The sequence below is a fragment of the Phycicoccus elongatus Lp2 genome (genome assembly GCF_000367525.1).
GTDB classification, from domain to species: domain Bacteria; phylum Actinomycetota; class Actinomycetes; order Actinomycetales; family Dermatophilaceae; genus Phycicoccus_A; species Phycicoccus_A elongatus.
Window position 1 is genome coordinate 2,635,367 of the sequence record NZ_HF570956.1, and the last position, 24,633, is coordinate 2,659,999.

General features: G+C 68.7%; 22 protein-coding genes and 1 pseudogene. 4 read left to right on the forward strand and 19 right to left on the reverse strand.

The genetic code is table 11. The features are described from left to right. Nucleotides 1-105: 105 nt before the first annotated feature. The 13 genes and pseudogenes from BN10_RS12710 to BN10_RS12775 all read right to left on the reverse strand — a co-directional run bounded on the left by BN10_RS12710 (nucleotide 106) and on the right by BN10_RS12775 (nucleotide 10,625). A complete protein-coding gene (locus BN10_RS12710; protein WP_010851654.1) occupies nucleotides 106-450 on the reverse strand; it encodes a hypothetical protein in 345 nt (114 codons plus the stop codon). Then, a complete protein-coding gene (locus tag BN10_RS12715) occupies nucleotides 447-1,772 on the reverse strand; it encodes an ATP-grasp domain-containing protein (RefSeq protein ID WP_010851655.1) in 1,326 nt (441 codons plus the stop codon). The genes BN10_RS12710 and BN10_RS12715 overlap by 4 nt, the downstream gene beginning before the upstream one ends. 27 nt (nucleotides 1,773-1,799) lie before the next feature. Next, nucleotides 1,800-2,546, reverse strand: coding sequence for an esterase family protein (locus BN10_RS12720; protein ID WP_040753540.1), 747 nt, complete (start codon nucleotides 2,544-2,546; stop codon nucleotides 1,800-1,802). A gap of 35 nt (nucleotides 2,547-2,581) precedes the next feature. Next, nucleotides 2,582-3,652, reverse strand: coding sequence for an alpha/beta hydrolase (locus tag BN10_RS15830; RefSeq protein WP_010851657.1), 1,071 nt, complete (start codon nucleotides 3,650-3,652; stop codon nucleotides 2,582-2,584). Nucleotides 3,653-3,657: 5 nt separating this feature from the next. Continuing rightward, on the reverse strand, nucleotides 3,658-4,650 hold the full coding sequence (locus BN10_RS12730; protein WP_010851658.1) for a co-chaperone YbbN: 993 nt from the start codon (nucleotides 4,648-4,650) through the stop codon (nucleotides 3,658-3,660). Nucleotides 4,651-4,675: 25 nt separating this feature from the next. Beyond that, complete coding sequence (locus tag BN10_RS12735; RefSeq protein WP_010851659.1) at nucleotides 4,676-5,674, reverse strand: hypothetical protein; 999 nt, start codon at nucleotides 5,672-5,674, stop codon at nucleotides 4,676-4,678. Continuing rightward, the gene (locus BN10_RS12740; protein ID WP_010851660.1) at nucleotides 5,671-6,324 is read right to left on the reverse strand and encodes a hypothetical protein; all 654 of its coding nucleotides are present in this window, start codon (nucleotides 6,322-6,324) and stop codon (nucleotides 5,671-5,673) included. Before BN10_RS12740 ends, BN10_RS12735 begins: the two co-directional genes overlap by 4 nt. 106 nt (nucleotides 6,325-6,430) lie before the next feature. Then, nucleotides 6,431-6,967 (reverse strand): MarR family winged helix-turn-helix transcriptional regulator, encoded by a 537-nt coding sequence (locus BN10_RS12745; protein ID WP_010851661.1) that lies wholly within the window; start codon nucleotides 6,965-6,967, stop codon nucleotides 6,431-6,433. After that, entirely contained in the window at nucleotides 6,964-7,257 is a 294-nt protein-coding gene (locus BN10_RS12750; RefSeq protein WP_040753545.1) for a thiamine-binding protein, read from the reverse strand. The genes BN10_RS12745 and BN10_RS12750 overlap by 4 nt, the downstream gene beginning before the upstream one ends. 333 nt (nucleotides 7,258-7,590) lie before the next feature. Further along, nucleotides 7,591-8,577: a methylmalonyl Co-A mutase-associated GTPase MeaB gene (gene meaB, locus BN10_RS12760; RefSeq protein WP_010851664.1), complete on the reverse strand. Its 987-nt coding sequence runs from the start codon at nucleotides 8,575-8,577 to the stop codon at nucleotides 7,591-7,593. Nucleotides 8,578-8,719: 142 nt separating this feature from the next. After that, nucleotides 8,720-9,832, reverse strand: a pseudogene (locus tag BN10_RS12765) (acetyl-CoA C-acetyltransferase). 157 nt (nucleotides 9,833-9,989) lie between these two features. Then, nucleotides 9,990-10,184: a helix-turn-helix transcriptional regulator gene (locus tag BN10_RS12770; RefSeq protein WP_010851666.1), complete on the reverse strand. Its 195-nt coding sequence runs from the start codon at nucleotides 10,182-10,184 to the stop codon at nucleotides 9,990-9,992. A gap of 3 nt (nucleotides 10,185-10,187) precedes the next feature. Then, nucleotides 10,188-10,625, reverse strand: a complete 438-nt coding sequence (locus tag BN10_RS12775) for a hypothetical protein (protein WP_010851667.1) — start codon at nucleotides 10,623-10,625, stop codon at nucleotides 10,188-10,190. A 139-nt stretch (nucleotides 10,626-10,764) separates the two neighbouring features. Here BN10_RS12775 and mce point away from each other — a divergent pair, with 139 nt between their 5' ends. Next, on the forward strand, nucleotides 10,765-11,214 hold the full coding sequence (gene mce, locus BN10_RS12780) for a methylmalonyl-CoA epimerase (RefSeq protein WP_010851668.1): 450 nt from the start codon (nucleotides 10,765-10,767) through the stop codon (nucleotides 11,212-11,214). A 27-nt stretch (nucleotides 11,215-11,241) separates the two neighbouring features. Here the strand turns inward: mce and BN10_RS12785 are convergent, their stop codons facing one another. Next, nucleotides 11,242-11,493 (reverse strand): hypothetical protein, encoded by a 252-nt coding sequence (locus BN10_RS12785; RefSeq protein ID WP_156917231.1) that lies wholly within the window; start codon nucleotides 11,491-11,493, stop codon nucleotides 11,242-11,244. A gap of 142 nt (nucleotides 11,494-11,635) precedes the next feature. Between BN10_RS12785 and ccrA the strand changes: the two genes are divergently transcribed. Both ccrA and BN10_RS12795 read left to right on the forward strand, forming a co-directional pair. Continuing rightward, complete coding sequence (gene ccrA, locus BN10_RS12790; protein WP_010851670.1) at nucleotides 11,636-12,976, forward strand: crotonyl-CoA carboxylase/reductase; 1,341 nt, start codon at nucleotides 11,636-11,638, stop codon at nucleotides 12,974-12,976. 112 nt (nucleotides 12,977-13,088) lie between these two features. Beyond that, complete coding sequence (locus tag BN10_RS12795; RefSeq protein ID WP_233354319.1) at nucleotides 13,089-14,381, forward strand: AI-2E family transporter; 1,293 nt, start codon at nucleotides 13,089-13,091, stop codon at nucleotides 14,379-14,381. A gap of 164 nt (nucleotides 14,382-14,545) precedes the next feature. Here the strand turns inward: BN10_RS12795 and BN10_RS12800 are convergent, their stop codons facing one another. The 3 genes from BN10_RS12800 to BN10_RS12810 all read right to left on the reverse strand — a co-directional run bounded on the left by BN10_RS12800 (nucleotide 14,546) and on the right by BN10_RS12810 (nucleotide 20,849). Continuing rightward, complete coding sequence (locus BN10_RS12800) at nucleotides 14,546-16,069, reverse strand: S8 family peptidase (protein WP_010851672.1); 1,524 nt, start codon at nucleotides 16,067-16,069, stop codon at nucleotides 14,546-14,548. A gap of 126 nt (nucleotides 16,070-16,195) precedes the next feature. After that, entirely contained in the window at nucleotides 16,196-18,685 is a 2,490-nt protein-coding gene (locus tag BN10_RS12805; RefSeq protein WP_040751750.1) for an FAD-dependent oxidoreductase, read from the reverse strand. Between the two features lie 388 nt (nucleotides 18,686-19,073). Beyond that, the gene (locus BN10_RS12810) at nucleotides 19,074-20,849 is read right to left on the reverse strand and encodes a 3-hydroxyacyl-CoA dehydrogenase family protein (RefSeq protein WP_010851675.1); all 1,776 of its coding nucleotides are present in this window, start codon (nucleotides 20,847-20,849) and stop codon (nucleotides 19,074-19,076) included. Nucleotides 20,850-21,009: 160 nt separating this feature from the next. Between BN10_RS12810 and nucS the strand changes: the two genes are divergently transcribed. After that, nucleotides 21,010-21,705 carry an endonuclease NucS gene (gene nucS / locus BN10_RS12815; protein ID WP_040751753.1) on the forward strand — a complete coding sequence of 232 codons (696 nt, stop codon included), beginning with the start codon at nucleotides 21,010-21,012 and terminating at the stop codon, nucleotides 21,703-21,705. 222 nt (nucleotides 21,706-21,927) lie between these two features. Here nucS and BN10_RS15835 read toward each other — a convergent pair whose 3' ends face one another. Together BN10_RS15835 and BN10_RS12825 are read right to left on the reverse strand one after the other, a co-directional pair. After that, nucleotides 21,928-22,548, reverse strand: a complete 621-nt coding sequence (locus BN10_RS15835; RefSeq protein ID WP_010851678.1) for a histidine phosphatase family protein — start codon at nucleotides 22,546-22,548, stop codon at nucleotides 21,928-21,930. 29 nt (nucleotides 22,549-22,577) lie between these two features. After that, nucleotides 22,578-24,605: a protein meaA gene (locus tag BN10_RS12825; protein ID WP_010851679.1), complete on the reverse strand. Its 2,028-nt coding sequence runs from the start codon at nucleotides 24,603-24,605 to the stop codon at nucleotides 22,578-22,580. Nucleotides 24,606-24,633: the final 28 nt, after the last annotated feature.

The window sequence follows — 24,633 nt, forward strand, 5'->3', positions numbered from 1 at the left end:
ACGAACCTGGTGTCACAAATGGCGGGCGAGGCACGCGGGGAGGTCGCCAACCCACGAACCTGGTGTCACAAATGATGGGTGGGCGGGCCGCAACGCCGTGAGCACCTACAGAGCAGACTCAGCTGACGCCCCGAACTCGGGCCAGCGGTGGGCATGTGCCGGCGGCACGACGATCCACTGCTTCATCTGGCGTCCCGGCATCGGTTCGAAGACGTGCGCTCCCTCCAGCGCCAGCGCCTCCGCGTGCGCCGCACCCTCGAGCTTGAACATCACGTCCCGACCCAGCACGGTCGCGAAGAACTTTCCCTTGCCCGGCCGCCGCAGCCCCGGGCACCCGAACATCTGCGATCGCTCGAAGGGCACGCCCATCCCGGCGAGGTCGTCAGCCAGCACATCCAACGCCGCCAAGTCGTGTGCCGGGCGGTCGGCCCGATCGTCCGGTGCGCTCACTCCTCGCGCACCCCGTCGGCCGGCAACGACGACGCGGACACGGACTCCGCCGCCACCTCCACCGGCGCCGATGCCTTGCCCTGGACGATCCGCTCGTCCTTGATCCACATGTCCATGAGCCCGCCGAAGTGCCCCTCGAACTTGTCCCACTCGTGCGGCGGATAGGTCTGCTGGATGGTCGAGGTGAGCATCCTGCGGAAGGCGTCGCTGTCGATCCAGTCGAGCACCAACTCATCGACGTGGCCCAAGGAGGTGTCGACGAACTCCAGGTAGCGGTCGGTCTCGAAGTAGTCGTCGGCCAGGCTCTGGTAGGCCGCCAGTTTCGACTTGTAGTCGAGTTCCTTGTCGTCGGCGATGGCGAACCACGGGTCAGAGTCCACCTGGAAGCGCGGCTTGCGCTCTGTCACAACGCAATACGCCGACCACCGCAGCAGCGCCTTCATCGCCCACGGGAAGTAGTAGTGGAGCGAGGTCACTGCCACATCCGGGCAGGCGTTGGCGTAGTCGATCGGATAGACGATCCCGTCCTTGACGAGCATCTCGCAGGAGTTGAACTCCCACCGGAAGAAGGCGTTGACCGTCTGCGAGATCGTGATCGCCTCCTTCCCCGTCTCGGCATCGAGGAAGTCGTGCGCCACGGCATACCTGTTGTGCATCGGTTGGTCAGGCTGGAACTTCATCACCATCGTCTCGGGCCCGATGGTCAAGGCACGCGCAAAGACCTCGAAGTCCGCGACCGACTCCTGCAGGTGCATCAGCATCTCGCCGGACTCGTCATAGGCCGCGTGCAGGGCCTCGCGGTCCTTGACCGACGACACCCCGCGCCAGCCGCCACCGTCGAAGGGCTTCATGAAGAGCGGGTAGCCCAGGCCCTCGGCGATCGCGTCGAGGTCGAAGGACTGGTTGTACTTCGCCGCCGTGTAGGCCCACCGCACGTTGTCGACCGGGTTCTTGTAGGGCACGAGCACCGTCTCCGGCACGCGCATCCCCATCCGCATCAGCGCGACATAAGCGCTGTGCTTCTCCATCGACTGGAAGGTGAACGGGCTGTTGAGCAGATAGAGGTCATCCATCAGCGCGGCCTTCTTGAGCCACTCGCGCGGGTGGTAGTACCAGTACGCCAGTCGGTCGACGACGAGGTCCTGACGGACGGGGTCGCGCAGGTTGAACGGCTCGATCGTCACGCGCTCCGAGGTGATCTCGTGCCGCGTGCCGCCCGGGCCGGTGATCGGGCCGAGTCCGGCGATCAGCGCCTCGAGGGCGGTCGGCCAGTCCTCCTCGGCTCCGAGGAGCAGTCCGATCAGGTGCTTCTGGTTGGCCATCGGGTCCTCCTGGGTGGTCGGGTGCGGTCAGACGAAACGGGGTAGATGGTGGGCCAACTGCTTGCGCCACCACGGCCAGTCGTGGGCGCTGTCGAATCCCCACATGTCGAGGTCGTGGGGAATTCCCTTCTCCGCCAACAGGTGAGCGAAGTGCTGGGCGGACGGCAGCGACTTGGTCGGGTGCACTTCGAAAGGACCTTGGCCGACGACGAGCTGGATGTAGACCCGCGAGCGCAGCCAGTCGAGGTGGTCGCCGTGGAGGTTGGGCACGTAGGCGCTCGGGTTGGCGAAATAGGTCGCGTCACCGAAGTCCCCCCACCCGTGCCACTGCGTCGGGTCGTAGGCCCCGGAGAGCGCAATCGCCACAGGGGCGAGATCGGCGCGGGCCAAGGTGAACTGCACCGCGTGGTAGGCGCCCATCGACACGCCCGATGTGATGATGTCCGCAGGCCCGCCCAGTTCATGGTGGATCCACGGCACGACCTCGTCGGTCAGCCAGGCGTGGTACTGACCGTGCCGTCGGGCTCGTTCCTCGGTCGGTAGCGAGTTGTTCGACCATGCGTAGTGATCGAGGGAGTCGACGGCGAAGACGGTGACGCGGCCCTGGTCGACCAAGGGGGCGATGGCCTCCAGCATGCCGTTGCTGCCGTAATCCACCGCCGACCCACCCTCGCTGGGGAAGGCCAGCAGTGGGCGGCCGTAGTGGCCCCACCGGACGACGTGACGGTGTTCGTCGGTGCCGGGAACGCGCAGCCAGGCCTCGGAGCGGTGCATTGGCCCATCCAACCCCATCGGAGCCCCGATGCGCATCAGGTCGCCGACCGGTTCCACACGTCGAGCAGCACATCGGTCAGGTGCGGGTCGAGTGCGTCGCGCCAGGCGGTGAAGTTGTGCAGGTCGGGCACCTCGGCGTGGGAGACGAGATGACCCTGGGCGGCGAGGGCCGCGGCCATGGCTCGATTGTTGGCTGCATTGCCCTCGAGCGCACCGCACGTGATGCCGACACGCAGTGGGGTCCGGGTCGCGGGAGCGCGCAGAAGGGCACCCACGCGCCGGGTGATCCGCTGGTAGGGACCGAAGGTGGGTTCGACACCATCGGTGCGGCGGCGGAAGAAGCTCCCGGACTGCGCGAAAACACCGGCGATCCGGTCGCGCCGGGCGGTGGCGGCCAGCAGGGCGGTCAACCCACCGAGAGAGGCACCCATGACCACGATCGGTGAGCACCCGGCATACCGGTGGGTGAGGTGGTCGAGGACCGGCCCGGTGAGGGTGCGCAGGTAGGGCCCTGACGCCGAGTACCAGGCATTGCGGTGGACCGGCTGGCAGAGGGCCAGCCGGTGCGGTGGGAGGCGACCACCCGCCACGAGCGCCGCGCTGAACCTGGTGAGGGCCGCCAACTCGGCATACTCCGGCCCGTCCTGGACCACGAGCAACGGCAGCGGGTCGTCCGCCGACACACCAGGGGGCTGCCAGACGGTGACCGGCACCGGGTCAGCCAGTTCCCCGTCGACCATCATGGCCTCCAAGGTGCCCACGGGGGCGTCGTCGCCCAACCACGTGGGCGCCGCATACCCGGGCAACTCGAGCACCGAACGCTCACCGAAGGCGGTGGCGACCCGCCCGGGGTTGGCAGGGTCAAGGATCAAGCCCTCGTGGCCGGCTCCCCGCAGGCGGAAGCGGTACTCGAGTCGCTGCACATCGGGTCGGGGCAGGTCGAGGACCCACGCACACCCGGGGGCGAGACGATGGAGTTCCTTGGGACCACGAATGACCGGATGCACCTCGAGGGCAACGCTGCGCACACTCGGCCCGGGATCGGGGAGGGTGAAGCGCACCCTGTCCCCGTGGACCTCCGGCCCGAGGGCGAGCCGCCGTGTCACCGCGCTCAGAAGAGCGCGTTCATCAGGGCCGTGCGGCCCTTCTTGACTCGCTCGTCGTGGTTCCCGACGACACTGAACAAGCCGACGAGATGGGTGCGAACCGTGTCACGGTCCTCCCCCGCGGTCGCCCGCACGAGATCGAGCAGGCGCGAGAAGGCATCCTCCACGTGGCCACCGAGCACGTCGAGGTCGGCGGCCGTCAGCGCCGCGGCGATGTCGGTGGGGTCCGCCGCGGCAGCAGCGCGGGCCGCGTGCAGGTCCACGCCCGCCGTGCGCTTCATCAACTCCACCTGGGCCAGACCGAGTTCGGCGTCGGTGTCCTTGGGGTTCTCGGTCAGGGCCTGACGGTATGCCGCGGCCGCACCCTCGAGGTCACCGGCATCGATGGCGTCGTAGGCCGCTTGGTGCAGCGGCGGCAGCGTGCCCTCCGCGTCGTCGGCAGCACTGCCGATCTCCACCCGACCGGTGATGCCACTGCGGACCGCCGCCTCGAGCAGTGAGTCGAGGGCGGCCGAGACCTCGGCCTCGGGGGCCAGCCCGGGCAGGAGCGGAACCGGCTGGCCCTGCAACAGGCCAAAGGTCGCCGGCAGGCTGGCCTGGCCGAAGGCCTGCCCGATGAGCGGAACCAGGCTCTGGGCCAGGCCGGGGTTGGCCTGCAGGTCGACGCTGACGACGACGACGCGCCCGCCATGGCGAGCTGCCAACCGACAGACGAGGTCGCGATAGTCGCGGGTCTGCGCATGCTGGGAGGTCCACAGCACGAGCACGCCCGGGACGGTGATGGTCGAGGACAACACCTGGTTGAAGGTGGCGTCGCTGGCCTCGATGAGCAGGCCGTCCGGGATCTGGGGGCCGGCCGCTCCCCCGGCGCCCTCGCCGACGGACGCACCGGACGTGGCGACACCAGCCGCGCGACCGGCACCGGCGGCACCGGAGAAGCCGGTCAGGTCGACGGCCCCGCGGGCGCCGGCAGGGGTCTCTGGCGAAGGAGTGCTCATGCGCCGATTCTGTCAAACGCCGCAGTCACTGTGCCGAGCCCCCCGTGAGCTGCTCGACGATGCCGATGAGCTTGACCTTCCCCTGCCCGGTGGCCGGGACGATGAGTGCGACCGACTCGATGGCGTTGACCGTGATCACCTTGGGTGCGGTCGCGGCTCCGACGACCTTCTGGAGAGCGTCCGGGACCTTGAGTTCCTGGGTGTTGTCCCCGGCGGTGATCGTGTCGACCCGATTGATCCGTCCCAGGACCAGGGCGCTGCCATCGGCCAGACGGATCGTGCGCAGCGACTCCGGCACCGCGGTGTGCGTCTGACCCAGGCTGGCCAAGGTGCCGAGCCCCGCAACCTGCGCCCCTTGGGCCTGCCGCAGGGCGGTCGCATAGGCGTCGCCGGCGTCGATGACGTCGCTGGCCGCCGGGTTGGGGAGGTTGAGTGCCGCGGCATACCCCTCGATCGCTGCCTTGGGTGTCAGCACCAGATTGGTGCCGTCCTCGGGGGCGACCAGCGTGGCGCCCTTGGCAAGGTCACCGACCGCAGGGAGCGTCGCGCCCGGGAGCATGGTCACCGTGTTCTCGAGCAGATAAGGAGTGGTGATCTCGTTGGTTGTGAGCACCGCCAAGTGCTGGCGACTGTCCGAGTCCGCCGAGGTGGCCAGGATGGCACGGGGGTAGGTGTGACCGGCCGAGATGGCCAGCACACGGGGCTCGTCCGGTCGGCTCAGCGCATCAGTGCTGCCACTGGGCGGGGACAGGGTGGCAGAGGCCTTGGCCAGATCGAGGGCAGTCCCGGAGAGGGCCGCGGCGCGGGCGGTGTCGCCCTCGGCCCCGGCTGGCGCCCGCCCGGCCACGCCTGCGTTCTCGAGGACCCGCCTGGTGACCTGACCAGCGAGTTCACCGGTGATGGGCGCCGCAGCGGTGTTCTCTGCCGGCGCGGGCCCGACCCCCGCGAGGGAGTCGATACCGCAGCCACCGAGCGCGAGAGTCGAGGCAACCACGACGACGACCCAGCGATGCGTGCCCCTCATGATGTCGCCGCCTCGTCCCGGCGACGCGGGGTATCAGCGCTGCGATGACGTTCCGTGGCGTGACTCGCCGAGCGCCACAGCAGGAGGGCCGCGGCCACCAGCGCCAGGCCGATGAGGGTCACGATGAGGGACTGGGCGAACCAGGCCTTGCGCTGAACGGCGATGGACACCGTGGCGACCTTGCCCTGCTCCGCCGTGACGACGACCGCGTCGGGTGCCAAGGTCTGGTCAACGGTCATGCTGGTCGATCCCGTGCCCTCGGCCGTGTCGCGCCATATGTCTGCCTGCCCGATGGCAGGGGTGGCACCCGCCCCGGTGGACCGGAGAGTGAGCACGCGACCGGACAGCTGCGCCCCCGACGCCTCGAAGCGCGCACTGTCACCGAGCACGGCCTTGGCATCGCTGGGTGTGGTGGCCCCGAGCCAGACCTTGCCGCCGCCCTGGGTAGTGGCCGTGATCCTGACGTCGGCATCGACTCGGTTGAGCACCTGGGGGGTGAGCAGGACGGCGCCGGCGGACTGTGGCTTGCCCGTGAAGGTCGCCGTGCTGCTCGTCCCGACGCGCGTCGCCAGCCAGAGGCCACCGATGGTCAGGGTGAGCCCCAGGACGGCTGCCAGCACGGCCGCAGCCCGCTTGAGCGTCGTGGTCATCGATCCGTTTCCTTGTCCAGTGTCGGCGGCGACCCCGTCACGCGGCCGCCCGTCATCCCTCCACGATGACAAATGGACAACAATGCGCCAAATCGTCGGTCACAGGTCACTGTGCCTCCGGCAAGAGAGCCGCAGGCTCGTCCCGGAAGTCACCCGCTGCCACGCGCACGTGCCGAAGCAGGCTCGTCAAGGTCTCGACCTGGGCGGACGTGAGCGCGTCGAGTCCGAAATCAGCCTCGTCGAGGGCGGCGGTCACCGCCTCCATCGCGGCCACCCCAGAAGGGGTGATCCGCGCGAGGGTCCCCCGACCGTCGGTGGGGTTCGGCAATCGCTCGACAAAGCCGCTGGCTGCCAGGCGCTGGACGATGTTGGTCGCGCTCGTGGGGTGCACCATCAGCCGCTCACCGATGCGGGACATCGACAACTGACCCTCCCGACTGAAGGCGAGCAGCACCAGCGCCTCATAGCGGGCAAAGGTCAGGCCGTGGCGAGCAGCAAGCGCGTCGAAGGCGGCGACGAGGAGTTGTTGGACACGCATCACGGAGGTGGCTGCCGCCATGGTGGTGTGCGCGGAGCCGGCACCCCAGCGCCGCTCCCACAGGATCTCGGCTCGCTCGATCGGGTCGAAGTCGAGGGGCGTCACAGTCGGGACTCGAGGCGCTCGATCTTGGCGGTCAGCTCACCGGTCCGGCCCGGGCGGACGTCCGCCTTGAGGACGAGGGAGACCCTGGGCCCATGGACGGCCACGGCTTCGACACACCGCCGGACAACGTCCATGCACTCGTCCCAGTCGCCCTCGATCGTCGTGAACATCGCGTCGGTGTGGTTGGGCAGTCCGCTCTCCCGCACGATCCGGACCGCGTCCGCGACGGCGTCGGTCACCGAACCATCGTCTCCACTGACACTGGGGGCGACGCTGAAGGCCACGAGCATGGCCCCCACGTTATCGACTGCTGCCCTCCGGGCCCCCGGACATCCGCGGGTCGGCGGCGCTGATCGCCATGACATGGCTGTCGATCGCCACCCCGGTGGCGGGGTCGACGACGGCGAGGTCGAGCCTGTCATCGTGACTGTTGCGGGCGGCATACCACGTCGTGAAGGTGTCGTCGGGAGTGAAGACGGCCGATGCCCATCTCCGAGGACTCGACGGAGCCGGTGAGCCTCGACGGCTCTGGGTCGTCGAGAACCCTGGCCAGCCGCGCGGCGTCCTCGCCGAATGGTCGCAGGAGCACTCCTTCACCGACGACGGTCGGCTTGTGGAGCCAGTCAGGGCGACCCCTCACGGGCCCGCCGAAACCGCTCGACGAGGTCGGCGGCGGCGGAGGATGCGTCCGCGGATCCCTCGACGACGGAGGACACGGCGGCATCGAGGCGTGCGTGGTCGTGCTCCAGTTCGTCGGCCATGGCGGCGAGGGCGAGCGCCAACACCTCGGCCCGCGTGCGATCCCGGCGACGCTCCGCCAGGGCACCTGTGCGCTCCAGCCAGATGCGGTGGTCAGCAACCGCATCGACGACCGCCTCGAGTCCGTCGCTCGACAGTGCGGTGGCCTTGAGCACAGGCGGCCGCCACAGGCCCGGCTCGCTGCGATCGGACATCTGGATCATGTGCCGCAGGTCGCGGACGGTGTTGTCGGCGCCGTCGCGGTCGGCCTTGTTGACGACGAAGACATCGCCGATCTCGAGGATGCCGGCCTTGGCGGCCTGGATGCCATCGCCCAGCCCCGGCGCCAGCAGGACGACCGTGGTGTCGGCCAGAGCGGCGACCTCGACCTCGGACTGCCCGACGCCCACCGTCTCGATGAGCACGACGTCACACCCGGCCGCCTCCATCACCCTGACCGCCTGAGTCGTAGCAGCGGCGACACCGCCGAGGTGACCACGAGAGGCCATCGAGCGGAGGAAGACTCCGGCGTCGGTCGCGTGCTCCTCCATGCGGATCCGGTCACCGAGCAGGGCGCCACCGGAGAAGGGTGAGGAGGGGTCGACGGCGAGCACGCCCACGACCCGACCACGGGACCTCAGTTCGCGCACGATCGCATTCGTCGTGGTCGACTTGCCGACCCCCGGGGGGCCGGTCAGGCCGACGACATGGGCGTGCCCGTTGCGCTCGGTGAGGCCGGCGAGGACATCGCGCGCCGCGTGGTGTCCCTGCTCGATCAGAGAGATCCCGCGGGCCACCCCACGCGGACGCCCCGCCCTGATCTGCTCGACCAGGGCGGGGACGTCGATGACGCGGGAAGCGCTGCAGCTCAAGGCTCGTGCCGGCTGACGCGTCGGCCGATGACGCGCAGCCGACGCAGGCTCAGCTCACGCGCACGCAGATGATGAGCGCATCGCCCTGACCACCACCGACGCACAGACGGCAGCCACGCCGAACGTCTCGCCTCCGCGACTGCTAGAGCTCGTTCACCAGCGTCAGGGTGATCCGCGCCCCGGACACGCCGAACGGGTGCCCCAGCGCGATGGCGCCACCGTGCACGTTCACCCTGTCCTAGGGCGAGGCCCAGGTCGCGCGCGCGAGACGAGCACCTACCGCAGCGAAGGCCTCGTTGATCTCGACCAGGTCGAGGTCGGCGGGCGCGATGCCCTCCTTGGCACACGCGGCCTTGATGGCCTCGGCGGGCTGGCTCTGCAGAGTCGAGTCGGGACCGGCGACGACGCCGTGGGCGCCGATCTCGGCGAGCCAGTCCAGCCCGAGCTCCTGCGCCTTGGACTTCTTCATGACGACGACGGCGCAGGCCCCATCGGAGATCTGCGAGGCAGAGCCGGCGGTGATCGTGCCGTCCTTGGCGAAGGCCGGGCGCAGGCTGGCCAGCGATTCGGTCGTGGTGTCCGCGCGGATGCCCTCGTCGGTCCGGAACTCGATCGGGTCGCCCTTGCGCTGCGGGATCTGCACCGTGACGACCTCGTCGTCGAAGTAGCCGTCCTTCCACGCCTTGGCTGCGTTCTGGTGGCTGCGAGCCGAGAAGGCGTCCTGCTCCTCGCGGGTCACGGCGCGCTCGCCGGTGTTGGCCTGCTCGGTGAGACCGCCCATGCCCTGCATGGTGAAGACGTCGGACAGTGCGTCGTAATCCATGTGGTCGCGCAGGGTGACATTGCCGTACTTGAAACCGTCGCGGCTCTTCTCGAGCAGGTGTGGGGCGTTGGTCATCGACTCCTGGCCACCGGCGACGATGATCTCGAACTCGCCGGCACGGATGAGCTGGTCGGCCAGCGCAATGGCGTCGACGCCGGAGAGGCACACCTTGTTGAGCGAGAGAGCCGGGACGTTCATCGGGATGCCTGCCTTGACCGCGGCCTGGCGGGCCGGGATCTGGCCCTCACCGGCATAAAGGACCTGGCCCATGATGACGTAGTCGACGTCCTCGGGCTTGACACCCGACTTCTCGAGAGCGCCCTTGATGGCGAAGCCGCCGAGGTCCGAGCCGCTGAATCCCTTGAGCGAGCCGCTCATCCGGCCCATCGGGGTCCGGGCGCCGGCGACGATGACGGTGGGGTCGGTGGACATGGGAAGTGCCTCCCTGATTCGGGGTCTGGTCAGTCACACAGGTATGCCGTCGACTCTAGACCCGCTCCCCCGCCACGTCAGGCGCCGCGGGCGGTGACCCGCGCCACCTCCCCGGCGTTGTTTCCACATGCCGCGGTTGTCTCGCGCCCCCCAACGCTCAGCGGTCCGGGGTGAAGATCGCCTCGATCGTGGTCTCGAAGGTGGCGGCCAACTTGAAGGCCAACGGGAGGGAGGGGTCGAAACGTCCCCTCTCGATCGAGATGATCGTCTGGCGCGACACCCCGAGAAGTTCCGCCAGGGCCGCCTGGGAGAGGCCGCGCTCCGATCGGAGGTGGGTGAGTCGGTTGTCCATGGGTCACCGTCCCCGGCGGCGCAGCCAGAGATACGACAGGGCGAAGGTGCCCAAACCCAGGACGAGCACATGGGTCAGCCCGATCGGCGAGAGCCAGGGGATCCTGAAGGCGTCGCCGAGGGCCTGGACACAGATCAAGCCACCGATCAGCGTCACAAAGGCCGTCGCGCCCGCCTCCTGGAACCACGCCCGTTCCACGTCATCCTTGGCTCGGTCGATCTCGGCGTCGGTGGCCCGGCGATCGAACACCAGCATCTGGAGCGCGATGGTGAGGACCGGCCACGTCAGGATCGCCATGATGACGATCGAGAGGAGTCTGGGTTGGCCGGGGTTGCGCCAGGCGTATGCCGCACCCGCGGCCACGGCGAGCACGAGCCCAGCGGCGATGGCCGGCACCCAGCTGCGCAGGCGAAGGATGAGGGACATGTCGATCAACTCCATTAGTCAAGTGAACTTGACGTAAAGGATGCTTGACCCGATCGCGCATGACCAAAACAACCGCGGCATGTGGACACAACGCCGGGTGAAGCGCGCCACGACCCGCCCGTGGGAGGCGAGCACGCGGCATACGCTGGGACACATGAGCGCTGCGAGCCTGCCCACCGACCTCTTCACGATGATCGACCACGTCGGCGTGGCCGTGGCCGACCTCGACGAGGCGATTGCGTTCTACAGCCAGACGTACGGCATGCGGATGCTCCACGAGGAGACCAACGAGGAGCAGGGCGTGCGCGAGGCGATGATGGCGGTCGGCGACTCCGGCTCCTGCATCCAACTCCTGGCACCGCTCTCACCGGAGAGCACGATCGCCAAGTTCCTCGACCGCAGCGGCCCGGGAATCCAGCAGATGGCCTATCGCGTCGCCGACATCGATGCGGTCAGCGCGACCTTGCGTGAGCGCGGCTTGCGACTGCTCTACGACGCGCCCAAGCGGGGGACGAGCAACAGCCGGGTCAACTTCATCCACCCCAAGGACGCCGGCGGCATCCTCGTCGAGCTCGTCGAGCCGGCGGGCGAGCCCGCCCACTGACCTCCGGGACTCGATCAGCCGGGCCGGTCAGCTGATCCGGCGATTGCGCACGGCGCGGACGAGAGCCGCCACGGCAAACGGCAGGAGGAGCAGTCCGAGCAACCCGGCCACCGCCGCCAGGAAGTTGTAGGCCCACTGGTCGGTCGCCCTCACAGTCGGAGCATGAAGGTAGGACCACACGCTGAGAAGCAGCACGACCGCGGCGAGCAGGAGCTGCAGCAGAGGCGACACCAACGAGGTGGGTCGGTAGTGCGCCTGGCCGGGCAGGTTGACGTGCATGCCGCCCACTGTGCCACGGCAGGCCGACAGCAGCCACCGGGTGAGGGACGTCACGGTGAGCGAGGTCTCACGGGGTCAACTCCCGGCCCGACTCGCCAGTAGGTTCGTGCCGACCTGACGCCTTACCCTTGAGGAGACCGCCGTGGAGCAGATCCGCGACGCCATCATGTCCGGCGACCGCAGCGCCGAGACGTATGCCGCGATGCCCATCCCCGAGTCCTATCGCGCCACGACCGTCCACAAGGACGAGGTGGGCATGTTCGAGGGCCTGAAGAGCCGCGACAAGGACCCGCGCAAGAGCCTGCACCTGGACGAGGTGCCGGTGCCCGAGCTCGCCCCGGGGGAGGCCCTGGTCGCTGTCATGGCGAGTGCGATCAACTACAACACCGTCTGGACGAGCATCTTTGAGCCGGTGTCCACCTTCGGTTTCCTCGAGCGCTACGGCCGAACGAGCGAGTTCGCCAAGCGCCACGACCTGCCCTATCACGTCGTCGGCTCCGACCTCGCCGGTGTCGTCCTGCGCACCGGCCCCGGCGTCACCAAGTGGCAGCCCGGCACCGAGGTCGTCGCGCACTGTCTCTCGGTGGAACTCGAGGACGCCGACGGCCACAACGACACGATGATGGACCCACAGCAGCGAATCTGGGGCTTCGAGACCAACTTCGGCGGCCTGGCCGAGCTCGCCATCGTCAAGGCCAACCAGCTCATGCCCAAGCCTGCTCACCTGAGTTGGGAGGAGGCTGCCTCCCCCGGCTTGGTCAACTCCACGGCATACCGCCAACTGATCTCGAAGAACGGCGCCGGCATGAAGCTCGGCGACCGCGTCCTCATCTGGGGCGCTTCTGGCGGCCTGGGTTCCTATGCGACCCAGATGGCGCTGGCCGGTGGCGCCACCCCGATCTGTGTCGTCTCCTCGCCCGAGAAGGCCGACATCTGCCGACGCATGGGCGCCGAACTGATCATCGACCGCAGCGCCGAGGGCTACCGGTTCTGGAACGACGACAACACCGCCCAGAACCCCAAGGAGTGGCAGCGCCTGGGCAAGAAGATTCGCGAGCTCACCGGCGGCCACGACGTCGACATCGTCTTCGAGCACCCCGGCCGCGAGACCTTCGGCGCCAGCGTCTACGTCACCCGCAAGGGCGGGACGATCACGACCTGCGCGTCGACCTCCGGCTACATGCACGAGTACGACAACCGCTACCTGTGGATGAACCTCAAGCGGATCATCTCCAGCCACTTCGCCAACTACCGCGAGGCGTGGGAGGCCAACGACCTCATCAACCGCGGCATCATCCACCCGACCCTGTCCAAGACCTACGGGCTCGACGAGGTCGGTCAGGCAGCCCTCGACGTGCACCACAACACGCACCAGGGCAAGGTCGGCGTCCTCACGCTGGCTCCCGGGAAGGGACTGGGCATCTCGGACCCGGAGAAGCGATCACGCTTCGAGGACGCGATCAACCGGTTCGCCGACGCCTGACCCCGGGAGGCTGACCCCGCGGCATACCGATGAACCCTTCTCCGCCCACCGGAGAAGGGTTCATCGATCCGCCACCTCCACCGTGGTTAGGTTGGGGCCGGAGGTGTATGCCGTGAAGTTCCCTCGGTCGTTGCCCGGCCTCGCGCGCGTGCGCGCCTTCCGGCGTGCCCAGCGGGAGATGCTGCGCGCGTCCAACCGCCCGGGGCACGGACCGACCGAGACCGACGAGCAGCTCGAACAGTCGCTGCTCGCGGACCTCCTCGCAGACCCGGCATTGGCCCCGAGCGGTGGCCCAGCCTCGCCCGCCGGCCCGCCCGGCCCCACATCGGACGCCTCGGCATCCCGCTTCGGCGAGGTGGGCAGACCCCTCAACCGTCACTCGCCGTTCTACATCGGGTTCGTCGGCGCGATCGGGGCGCTCCTCGCGATCGGTCTCTGGCATGCGCTCGGCCGGCTCGCGACGACGATCACGATCCTGCTCGTGTCGCTCTTCCTCACCCTCGCCCTCAACCCGCTCGTCGAGTGGCTGCACCGGCGCAAGATGGCCCGCGGGGCTGCGGTGGCCCTGGTGTTCCTCGGCCTGCTCGTCGTCTTCACCCTGCTCGGGTTGGTGGTCATCCCTCCGGTGATCACCCAGGGCACGGATCTCGCCCAGCAGGCCCCGAGTTACCTCCAGCACCTCCTCGACAGCAAGTGGGTGCGCGACCTCGACGCGAACTATCACGTCGTCGAGAAGTTCCAGGAGGAGTTCAACAAGAAGATCACCGACCAGACCTTCCTTCAGCAGGTCCTCGGCGGCATCCTCGGTGCCGGGCGGGTCGTTGCGAGCGGCATCTTCCAGACGCTGACGATCCTCATCCTCACGCTCTACTTCCTCGCCTCCCTGCCCAAGATGAAGCAGAGCGCCTATGCCATGGTCCCGGCCAGCCGGCGCCTGCGCGTGGTCTCGTTGTCCGAGGAGATCATGCGCCGCACCGGCTCCTACGCCATCGGGCAGGTCTCGATCGCGACGATCAACGCGATCGCCTCGTGGATCATGATGAGCATCGTCGGCATTCCGTATGCCGCGGTGCTGGCCGTCGCGGTCGGCTTCCTGGGGCTCATCCCGATGGTCGGCGCCACGCTCGGGGCCACCGTCGTGTGCCTGGTCGCCTTCTTCGACGAGCCGAAGAAGGCGGTCATCGCGGCGATCTACTACGTGATCTACCAGCAGACCGAGAACTACGTCTTCGTCCCGCGGATCATGCAGCGCACGGTCTCGGTGCCGGGGGCGGTGACCGTGGTGGCCGCTCTCACCGGTGGCACGCTCCTGGGGGTACTGGGTGCGTTGCTCGCGATCCCGGTGGCGGCCGGTCTGCTGCTGCTCTACGACGAGGTCCTCGTGCCGCGCATGCGTCACTCGTGACGCGACCGCGCCCGTCCCCGACCCACCCGGCCCTCCCGCCACTCGGCCCTCGACCCACGACCCACGACCCACGACCCCCGACGCACATGTCGAGAGGGAGCAAAACGCGCGGGAAACGGCGTTCCCCCGGCGTTTTGCTCCCTCTCGACTTCGTCGAGGAATCCTTACTGAACGGCCTTGAGTGCGTCGACGACGCCGTGACCGAAGTAGGAGTTCATCTCCGGCGTGCCGACGCACGGCGCGCCGCCAGTCGTCGTGCCACAGGCCTTCGGGGTGGCCTGCTCATAGAGGCCCGCCTCGAGCTGGTCCGGACCCCACGTCGGGTGCGTCGACTTGAGCAGCGCCATCACGCCAGCAGCGTTCGGGCTGGCCATCGAGGTACCGCTCAGGAAGGAGTAGCCACCGCCCAGGACCGTGGAGGCAATGCGCGAACCGGGCGCGGCGACGTCGATGACGCCCAGGCCCCTGTTGCTGAAGCCCGACAAACGGCTGTCGTTGGCACCGGCGGGCCACTGCTGGAGCGAGGACACCGTCACGACGCCCGGCAGCTCGGTCGGGATGTCCTGGCAGCCCGCGTTGATCTGCCGCGTGACCGGCGTGGTGTCGTTGGGGCTGCCCGAGTCGGTCGTCTTGTTCGACAGGTCGTAGGCACTGTTGCCGGCCGCCGCGACGTGCGCGACACCCTGACCACGCGACCACGCGACCGCGCGACGCACGGCCTCCTTGGCGGCCGCCTGGTCGGGCTGGTCGTCACACCAGAACTCGAACGGGTCGACGTAGTAACTGTTGTTCGTCAGGTCCATCTTCTGCATGCCCGCCCAGACGAAGCCGCAGATCGCATACTCGGGGTAGATGTAACCGTCGTCGTTGACGACCTTGACCGAGGCCATGCGGACGTTCGGTGCGACACCGACGAGCCCGACACCGTTGTGGGCGGCGGCGATGATTCCGGCCACGTGCGTGCCGTGCGTGCTCGTCGTCGGCTGCCAGCCGGTCGCGGAGGTGTCCGGACGCCCGGCGGCCGTGCAGTTGACCGAGGTGTCGACATCGATGTTCGCGGCCAGGTCGGGGTGGTCGGCCTCGATGCCACTGTCGAGGACACCGACGAGGACGTTGCGGTTGCCTTCGGTGATCTTGCGGGCCTGGTCGGCCTTGATGAGCACCTTGTCCCACTGCGCGTACTCGAGCGGGTCACCCGCGCTCGCCCCCGGCGCGATCTCACCCGGCAGGTCACCGTTGGCGGGCTTCTTGGCGCCCTTCTTGTATGCCGCGGCGCCCGGTCCCCACGGGGTCTGGATTCCCTCGGGGGTGCCCTCGGTGACGGAAGCGGTCCGGGTGGCCCCGATCGATTCGATCGCGTTCTTGCCGTTGTCCTTCACGGCCGTACGGAAGTTGGCGCGGTCGGAGTGCGCGACGACCACGCCGATCTGCGGCCAGGACTGGACGACGACGCCGCCGGCGGCGGCCACGGCGCGCTCGGCGAGCCGCACCTGACCCGGGTTGGCCTTGGTGTTGATGACGTAACTCATCAGCATGCCGTCCGGGAAGTCGGAGGGCACCGGCGTGGAGGCGGTGACGGCGCTCGGTGCAGCGGCCGTCGGTCCCGCCATCGCGATGCCACAGGTGGCGGCTGCGGCGAGAGCGGTGGCGACGACCAAGGCGCGTCGCCTCGAACTCGTGATGGACATGCGTTCTCCCTCCGTGCGGGGGCCTGGTTGCCCCCGTGCGCGCAGGGACCTGGTGGCCCCCGCCCGGGCAACCTAGCGCGACCGCACCGAGCTCCGGGGGTCTGACAACCCTTTGGCTTGGGCGGGTCAGGCCTCGCGGACCCGCCGCTGGGCGGGGTCATAGGGGGCAGAGAGGGAGAGCCGAGCCGGCACTGGAGTCCCGTTGACGTCGAGCTCGAAGGTGCCCGACTCGAGCCACTCCCGACTCACGCCACCGTCGGCATGGACGAAGGCGAGTCCGACTCCCCCACCCACCGTCCAGCCGATGGAGCCAGCCCGGAGGTCACCGACGGCCACCCCATCACGCAACACCACCTCTCCATGGAAGAGGAGCGGGTCTCGCGTCGGGGTGGTCACCGACACGAGCCGCGCGGTCGGCGCACCTGCTGCCAATTCGGCACGAACCACGTCGATCCCCAGGAAGCCACCGGGCTTGTCGAGATCCGCCGTGAAGGCCAACCCAGCACCAACGAGCGAGTCGGTGTTGTCGATGTCGTGGGCATAGTCGCGGTAGCCCTTCTCCTGCCGCAGGCTCGCCAGAGCCTTCAAACCCGCAGGTCGTATGCCGTGTGCCTCCCCGGCCTCGAGCAGCGCGTCGTAGAGGGCTGACGCCTCGGCGCGCGCCACAAGCAGCTCATACCCCAATTCGCCGACATAGGTGATCCGCGTGACCCGGGTCGCGATCCCGGCGACACTGACGTCCCGGGAGTCGCGGAAGGCCCACGCCTCGCCGGAGACGTCGGCACCGGTCAACACTGCCAGCACGTCGCGTGACCTCGGCCCCTGGAGACTGAGCAGGGCCTGCTCCTGGGTGACCTCGATGAGTTCGGTCCCGCCGAGGGCGGCGAAGTCCTCGCGTGCCCGCTGCAGCCAGGCGATGACCTCGCCACGCGTGTTGTCCGAGGAGATGACCAGGAAGTCGTCCTCGGCGACCTTGGTGATCGTCAGGTCGGCCTCGATCCCGCCCCACTCGTTGAGCCACTGGGTGTAGGTGATCCGCCCGGAAGACCCATCCACCCTCGCGGTCGACAATCGCTCGAGGAGCGCGCCGGCACCGGGCCCGGTCAGCCGCAGTTTGGTCATGAAGGACAGGTCGAACAGGCCCACGGCTTCCCGCACCGCCCGGTGCTCGGCCCCCCAGTGCTCGAACCACGGCTGCGGCCCCCACCCCGGCTCGGCGCTCGCCGTCTCCCCCGCCCCGGCGAACCACTCGGCGCCCTCCCAGCCCGAGACATCCTTGAAGAAACCACCCTGCGCCACGAGCCGGTCATACACGGGCGAGACGTACACCCCACGGCAAGTGAACAACTGCTCGCCCGGCGGGTGCGCGGCATACGTCTTGCCCAAGGTCTCCGCGGTGCGCGCCTCGCGATGACGGGGATCGAGCTGCCAGTCCCGGAAGCGGTCCACGGTCCACCCGGTGACGTCGACCCCCGGGTCGCCGGTCGCGATCCAGTGCGCCATCACGCGGCCCCAACCACCCGAGGTGAGGATCCCGACGGAGTTCAGACCGGCGCAGACGAAGTAGCCCCGGATCCCCGGCGCCTCGCCGACCGCCGGCAGGTGGTCGGGCGTGAAGGACTCCGGGCCGCAGAAGAAGGTCCGGATGCCCACCGTGGTCGCCACCGGGACGCGCTCCAGGGTCGTCTCGACAAAGGGCGCCATCCGCTCCATGTCGAACGGGATCGAGGTGAACGACGCGTCGTCCGGGATGCCGTGGAGCTGCCACGCCGCGGCCTCGGGCTCGAAGATGCCGACCATCATCCCGCCGCCCTCCTCGCGGTAGTAGCCGAAGGAGCCCGGGTCCTCGAAGACCGGGTGGTCGGGCGTCAGGCCGTCGATCGTGTCGGTGATCAGGTAGTAGTGCTCAGCCGCCTGGTTGGGGATGACGACGCCATTGCGTTCCCCGAGTTGGCGCGCCCACATGCCGGCGCAGTTGACGACGAACTCGCACTCGATGTCCCCCGCACTCGTCCGCACCCCGGTCGCGCGTTCCAGCACCGAGCCCTGGGTCGTGATGACCCGCTCGACGGTGACCCCCTCGAGGATGCGGACCCCGAGATTGCGAGCGCCCTTGGCGTAGGCCATCGTCAGGTCGACCGGATTGACGCGGCCGTCATCCGGCACCCAGAAGCCACCAACCAGGCCGTCCATCTGGGCGAACGGGAAGAGGTCGGCCATCTCCTTCGGCGACACCTCGTGCGACTCCAGCCCCATCCGCCGTTGGAAGATCGCGGCCCGCCGGTACTCCTCCATCCGGCTCTCGTCGAGCGCCTCCACCAGGCCACAGCGGCGGAACCCGGTCGACATCCCCGTCTCGGCCTCGAGGCGCGAGAACAGATCACGGGTGTACATCCGGATCTCGGTGCTCGTACTCGACGTGTTCCCGAACGCCGTCATGAGCCCGGCCGCGTGCCACGTCGTGCCACTGGTCAGCCGATCGCGTTCCAGCAGAACGACATCCGTGATGCCCTCATGCGCCAAGTGATAGGCGATCGACGTCCCGATCGCCCCTCCCCCGATGATGACGACGCGGGCTCGGCTGGGCAGGGTGGTTGAGGGTGCTGGCGCGGTCACGCAGACACCGTATGCCGTCCACTGCCCCACCTCCCGAAACTCACCAATAGTGCACTTTCGGTATGCCGCCCGCGGCCCCACCTCCCGAAACTCACCAATAGTGCACTTTCGGTATGCCGCCCGCTCACGTTCACGCTGCCGACTCCCGAGAAATCCGCGTAGTAGCGCAGCACGAGCACGGCACGTTGGGCCCGGGTGAGCGGCCTCGAGGCAACGCCAGAGGGCGTCGCGCTCGGCCTGGTCGGCCGCCAAGTCCGCGCCGACGGCATACCGATCGGCCGTGACAACGTCATGGGACGCGGTGGGGCCGGGTCGGTGTTACACCGACCCGGCCCCGAGTTTCCACCGGTATGCCGCGGGGCAGGGTCACCGCGACACACCGAGGCCTTCAGTAGGTGCGGAATCCGCGCCCGGTCTTGCGCCCGAGGTAGCCCGCCGTCACCAGGTGCTCGAGCAGCGGAGCCGGCGCATAGCCGGGCTCACGGAACTCGAGGTAGAGCTCCTTCTGGATTGCCAGGGACACGTCCAGTCCGACGACGTCGAGCAACTCGAAGGGACCCATCGGCAGACCACAACCGGTCTTCATCGCCGTGTCGATGTCGTCAGCGCTCGCGTAATTGGCCTCCAGCATCTTGATCGCGTCGTTGAGGTACGGGAAGAGCAGTGCGTTGACGATGAAGCCGCTGCGGTCGCCACAGGTGACGGCCACCTTGCCGACCGACGCACACAGGTTCTGGACGGTCGCCACGACGTCGGGCTCGGTCGCCACGGTGTGGACGACCTCGACCAGCTTCATGACCTGGGCCGGGTTGAAGAAGTGCATGCCGATGACGTCGCCGGGGCGACTGGTCACCTTCGCACAGTCGATGATCGGCAGGCTGCTCGTGGTGGTGGCGAGGATCGCTCCCGGCTTGCAGATCTGGTCCAGGTCGCGGAAGAGCTCCTGCTTGATCGCCAGGTCCTCGGCGATCGCCTCGACCACGATGTCGACATCCCCGAGGGCGGTGCGCTCGGTGGCGCCCATGATCCGGCCGTTGATCGCGTCGGCCTCCTCCTGGGTCAGGCGTCCGCGCTCGATCATCTTGGCCTGGGATTTGGCGATGGCGGAGAGGACCCCATCGACCTTGTCCTGGCCGCGCGCGACGAAGGTCACGGCATACCCGGCCTTGGCGAAGACCTCGACGATCCCGGTGGCCATCGTCCCCGAGCCGATGACGCCCACGGACTCGATGGTGCGAACCTCGACGCCGGCGCGGGTTCCCTCGGCGGGGGTCTGCGCGTCGGCGACGACCTCGGGCGAGCCGGCAGCGGCATACGTGTAGAACCCGCGCCCGCTCTTGCGACCCTTGAGGCCGGCGCTGACCATCTGCTTGATGATCGGGCTCGGGGCGTGCAGGCGGTCACGGCCCTGCTTGTACATCGTGTCGAGGATCTCGTATGCCGTGTCGAGACCGATGAGGTCGAGCAGCGCGAGCGGGCCCATCGGGTAGCCGCAGCCGAAGCGCATCGAAGCGTCGATGTCCTCGCGGGTCGCGTACTTCGACTCGTACATCGCCACGGCGTGGTTGAGGTACCCGAAGAGCAGGGCATTGGCGATGAAGCCGGCCTTGTCGCCGACGATGACCGGCTTCTTGCCGAGCCGCTCGGCGAGCGCCTTGACGTCCTCGAACACGTCGTCGGCCGTGATGACCGTGCGGATGACCTCCACGAACTGCAGGACGGGTGCCGGGTTGAAGAAGTGCATGCCGACGACCCGCTTGGGGTTGCTCGTCGCGACGGCGATCTCGGTGACGGGGAGTGAGGAGGTGTTGGTCGCCAGGATGGCATCGGGGGCGACGATGGTGTCGAGCCTGCCGAAGAGCTCCTTCTTGAGGTGCAGGTGCTCGGGCACTGCCTCGACGACGAGTTGGCAGTCGGCGAAATCGCCCATGTCCGTGGTGTAGGTGACTCGTGCGTGGAGTGCGTCGTGGTCCTCCTGGGTGATCTTGCCGCGGTCGAGCGCGCGGCCGGTGGACTTGGCGAGCACGCCCTTGCCACGCTCGACCGCAGCGTCGTCCACCTCCATCGCGACGACGTCGATCCCGTTGCGGGCGAACACTTCCACGATGCCGACACCCATGGTGCCGAGGCCGATCACGCCGACCTTGGTGAACTCACGACTCATGGGCTCGATCCTCCCAGAGCGGGTATGCCGTGCCGACCCCCCTCGGGCGTGACCCTCCCCACGCCGGGCGCGGCGAATCCCTTGCGTCCGGCGGGTTGACGCCATGGCAACCACAATGCCGGACACAAGGAAGAGGAGGAGTCGCCTAGGCTGGGTCGTCGTGCGAGTGGTGATTGCGACGTGCAGCGTCGACTACGACGGCCGACTGAGCGCCCACCTGCCGCTGGCGAGCCGCCTGCTCATGGTCAAGGCCGACGGCTCGGTGCTCATCCACTCCGACGGCGGGTCCTACAAGCCGCTCAACTGGATGTCCCCGCCGTGCTCGATGGCCGAGGTGGCGCCCGACGAGACCGAGGTCGCCGACGGGGTCACGGCGGTGTGGGTGGTCCAGCACGCCAAGTCCGAGGACCGGCTGCGGATTCGCCTGCACGAGGTGCTCAGCGACACCGCGCACGACCTCGGCGTCGACCCGGGCCTGGTCAAGGACGGCGTCGAGGCGCACCTGCAGAAGTTGCTCGCCGAACACATCCACACTCTGGGGGACGGCTGGACCCTCACCCGGCGGGAGTTCATGACGCCCATCGGCCCGGTCGACATCTTGTGCAAGGACTCGGCCGGGCGCACCGTGGCGATCGAGATCAAGCGTCGCGGCGAGATCGACGGTGTCGAACAGCTCACCCGCTATCTCGAGCTGATGAACCGTGACCCGCACCTGGCGCCCGTCACCGGTGTCTTCGCCGCCCAGGTGATCAAGCCGCAGGCCCGCACCCTCGCCGAGGATCGCGGGATCCGGTGCGTGGTGCTCGACTACGACGAGCTCAAGGGCATCGACAACAGCGAGCACCGTCTCTTCTGAAACCGGCCACTCCGAACAGGGCACCGGGCCACCATCGGCGGGCGACCAGCCCGCCCAACACAACCACAGCGACCAGCAGCAGAAACGCCTTCATCGGTCCCGTGCCACCGGGGAGTCCGAAGACAGCAGCGACGGCGCCCCCGAGAAGCACCGGCACCAGCCAGGTCCCCACCGCGGCCGCGCGCCCGTCAGCCTCAGCCGCGGTCAACGGATCGCGAATCCTCACAAGAACTCCTTGCTCGCCGACCCGGGCCAGGTGAGCACGCGCCACCCCTCGTCGCCGCCTTCGACCCGCGCCGGCACGGCATTCGGGATGAACTGAAGGTAGGCCAGATCGTCGCGCACGTTGTACGACAGGTGCGGCACGACGAGGGACATGATCGCGCCGTGCGTGAAGACGAGCACCTGCTCACCGCGATGCTGATCGGCGATCGTCTCGAGGGCATCACGGAAGCGATCGATGACCTCGCGACCGGATTCGGCCCCGGGGATCCGCGCGTCGAGATCGCCGGCGTGCCACGCGGCATACACCTCCCGCGTCAGGGGATCGGACCACGGTTGGCCGGCCCGCTCCCCCACGCGGATCTCGACGAGCCCGTCGAGCGTCCGGTGACCGATGTCGAGGACCTCCGCGGCCAGGCGTCCGGACTCCAGCGCCCGCTGCATCGGCGATGAGTACACCATGGCGAGCTTCTGGTCGGCGATCTCGTGCGCACACTCGGTGACCTGCACCTGGCCCGTCTCGCTGAGCCGCCCGCCCTCGTCACTCATGACGCGGCGGTCACCGTCGTACTCCGCGTCGCCGTGGCGGGCGATGAAGAGGGTCGCAGGACAGTGCAGCATGCACCGATCGTATGCCGCGCACCCCGGGCCTACGTCAGACCGTGGGCCTCGCGGATGACGTCGACGAAGCGGCTCATGATGTCGTTGAGCCCGAAGTCCTTGGGCGTGAAGACCTCGGCGACGCCCAGAGCCTTCAGGGCCCGGGCGTCGGAGTCCGGGATGATTCCGCCGACGATGACCGGGACGTCGTCGATGCCTTCGGCCCGCAACCGATCGAGCACCTCGGGGACGAGCTCCATGTGCGAGCCGGAGAGGATCGAGATGCCGACCAGGTGCACGTCCTCGGCGACGGCCGCGGAGACGATCTGCTCCGGCGTCAGCCGAATACCTTGGTAGATCACTTCGAAACCCGCGTCCCGGGCTCGCACGGCGATCTGCTCGGCACCATTGCTGTGCCCGTCCAGCCCCGGCTTTCCGACGAGCAGGCGCAACTTCTCACCGAGTTCCTCACCCGTGGCGCGCACTCGGTCGCGCACTGCCGACAGCTCGCTGCCCGCGGGCCCGGTGGTGAGACCGACCGTGCCCGAAACTCCTGTGGGAGCTCGGTATTCGCCGAACACCTCGCGCAGCGCGGCGGACCACTCACCAGTGGTCACCTCGGCGCGCGCACATTCCAGCGAGGCGGCCATCAGGTTGGTGTCCGAGGCGGCGTCCGCCTTGAGACGGGCCAGCGCGGCCGCCGCACGATCACGCCGGGCGGGGTCGGCGTCGCGCTCGTCCCGCCACCGCCGCACCGCCTCGGCGGCTGCCTTCTCGACGCCTGCGTCGACGGTCTGTATCGCGGTGTCGAGGTCGGCGGTCAGCGGGTTGGGCTCGGTGGTCTCGAACCTGTTGACGCCGACGACGATGTCCTCGCCGGCCTCGATGCGCTGTCGGCGCAAGGCGTGCGAGGCGACGAGGGCGGACTTCATGTAGCCGCTCTCGACGGCGGGGACCGCGCCGCCCATGGCCTCGATCCTGGCCATCTCCTCCCGGGCACCGGCCACGAGCTCCTCGACCTTGGCCGCGACGACGACCGACCCGGTGAAGAGGTCGTCGTACTCGAGCAGGTCGGACTCGAAGGCGAGCACTTGCTGCAGGCGCAGGCTCCACTGTTGGTCCCACGGGCGCGGCAGCCCGAGCGCCTCGTTCCACGCGGGCAGCTGGACCGCCCGAGCCCGCGCATCCTTGGAGAGGGTGACGGCCAGCATCTCGAGGACGATCCGCTGGACGTTGTTCTCCGGCTGCGCCTCGGTGAGGCCGAGGGAGTTCACCTGCACGCCATACCGGAAGCGACGCTGCTTGGCGTCCGTCACGGCATACCGCTCCTGCGTGAGCTCGTCCCACAACTGGACGAAGGCCCGCATCTTGCACATCTCCTCGACGAAGCGCACGCCGGCGTTGACGAAGAAGGAAATCCGGGCGACGACCTCACCGAAGCGCTCGGCCGGCACCTGGCCCGAGTCGCGCACCGCGTCGAGCACCGCGATCGCCGTCGACATCGCGAAGGCGATCTCCTGAACCGGCGTGGCGCCGGCCTCCTGGAGGTGGTAACTGCAGATGTTGAGCGGGTTCCACTTCGGGATCTCGTTCACCGTGTAGGCGATCATGTCGGTCGTCAGCCGCATCGAGGGGCCGGGCGCGAAGACGTAGGTTCCGCGCGAGAGGTATTCCTTGATGATGTCGTTCTGTGTCGTCCCGGCGAGGTCCGCGATGTCGGCGCCCTGCTCCTCGGCGGTGACCTGATACATCGCGAGCAGCCACATCGCGGTCGCGTTGATCGTCATCGAGGTGTTCATCTGGGCCAGCGGGATCTGGTCGAAGAGGGCCCGCATGTCACCGATGTGCGAGATCGGCACCCCGACCTTGCCGACCTCGCCGCGCGCGAGGACGTGGTCCGGGTCGTAGCCGGTCTGGGTCGGCAGGTCGAAAGCGACCGAGAGGCCGGTCTGGCCCTTGTCGAGGTTGCGGCGGTAGAGCGCGTTGCTCGCCGCGGCGCTGGAGTGCCCGGCATACGTCCTCATCACCCAGGGGCGGTCACGCTCCGGGCGTGCGGGAGCGGCAGGAGAATCCGACATGGGACTGAACGTACCCGCGGGTCACCGC

What these genes read in the sequence shown, in the direction of transcription:
- BN10_RS12715 (WP_010851655.1), bottom strand. Translation starts at nt 1,772, where the DNA reads ATGGCCAACCAGAAGCACCTGATCGGACTGCTCCTCGGAGCCGAGGAG.
- BN10_RS12720 (WP_040753540.1), bottom strand. Translation starts at nt 2,546, where the DNA reads ATGCACCGCTCCGAGGCCTGGCTGCGCGTTCCCGGCACCGACGAACAC.
- BN10_RS12730 (WP_010851658.1), bottom strand. Translation starts at nt 4,650, where the DNA reads ATGAGCACTCCTTCGCCAGAGACCCCTGCCGGCGCCCGCGGGGCCGTC.
- BN10_RS12735 (WP_010851659.1), bottom strand. Translation starts at nt 5,674, where the DNA reads ATGAGGGGCACGCATCGCTGGGTCGTCGTCGTGGTTGCCTCGACTCTC.
- BN10_RS12740 (WP_010851660.1), bottom strand. Translation starts at nt 6,324, where the DNA reads ATGACCACGACGCTCAAGCGGGCTGCGGCCGTGCTGGCAGCCGTCCTG.
- BN10_RS12750 (WP_040753545.1), bottom strand. Translation starts at nt 7,257, where the DNA reads ATGCTCGTGGCCTTCAGCGTCGCCCCCAGTGTCAGTGGAGACGATGGT.
- BN10_RS12770 (WP_010851666.1), bottom strand. Translation starts at nt 10,184, where the DNA reads ATGGACAACCGACTCACCCACCTCCGATCGGAGCGCGGCCTCTCCCAG.
- BN10_RS12775 (WP_010851667.1), bottom strand. Translation starts at nt 10,625, where the DNA reads ATGGAGTTGATCGACATGTCCCTCATCCTTCGCCTGCGCAGCTGGGTG.
- mce (WP_010851668.1), top strand. Translation starts at nt 10,765, where the DNA reads ATGAGCGCTGCGAGCCTGCCCACCGACCTCTTCACGATGATCGACCAC.
- BN10_RS12785 (WP_156917231.1), bottom strand. Translation starts at nt 11,493, where the DNA reads ATGCACGTCAACCTGCCCGGCCAGGCGCACTACCGACCCACCTCGTTG.
- BN10_RS12800 (WP_010851672.1), bottom strand. Translation starts at nt 16,069, where the DNA reads ATGTCCATCACGAGTTCGAGGCGACGCGCCTTGGTCGTCGCCACCGCT.
- BN10_RS12810 (WP_010851675.1), bottom strand. Translation starts at nt 20,849, where the DNA reads ATGAGTCGTGAGTTCACCAAGGTCGGCGTGATCGGCCTCGGCACCATG.
- BN10_RS15835 (WP_010851678.1), bottom strand. Translation starts at nt 22,548, where the DNA reads ATGCTGCACTGTCCTGCGACCCTCTTCATCGCCCGCCACGGCGACGCG.
- BN10_RS12825 (WP_010851679.1), bottom strand. Translation starts at nt 24,605, where the DNA reads ATGTCGGATTCTCCTGCCGCTCCCGCACGCCCGGAGCGTGACCGCCCC.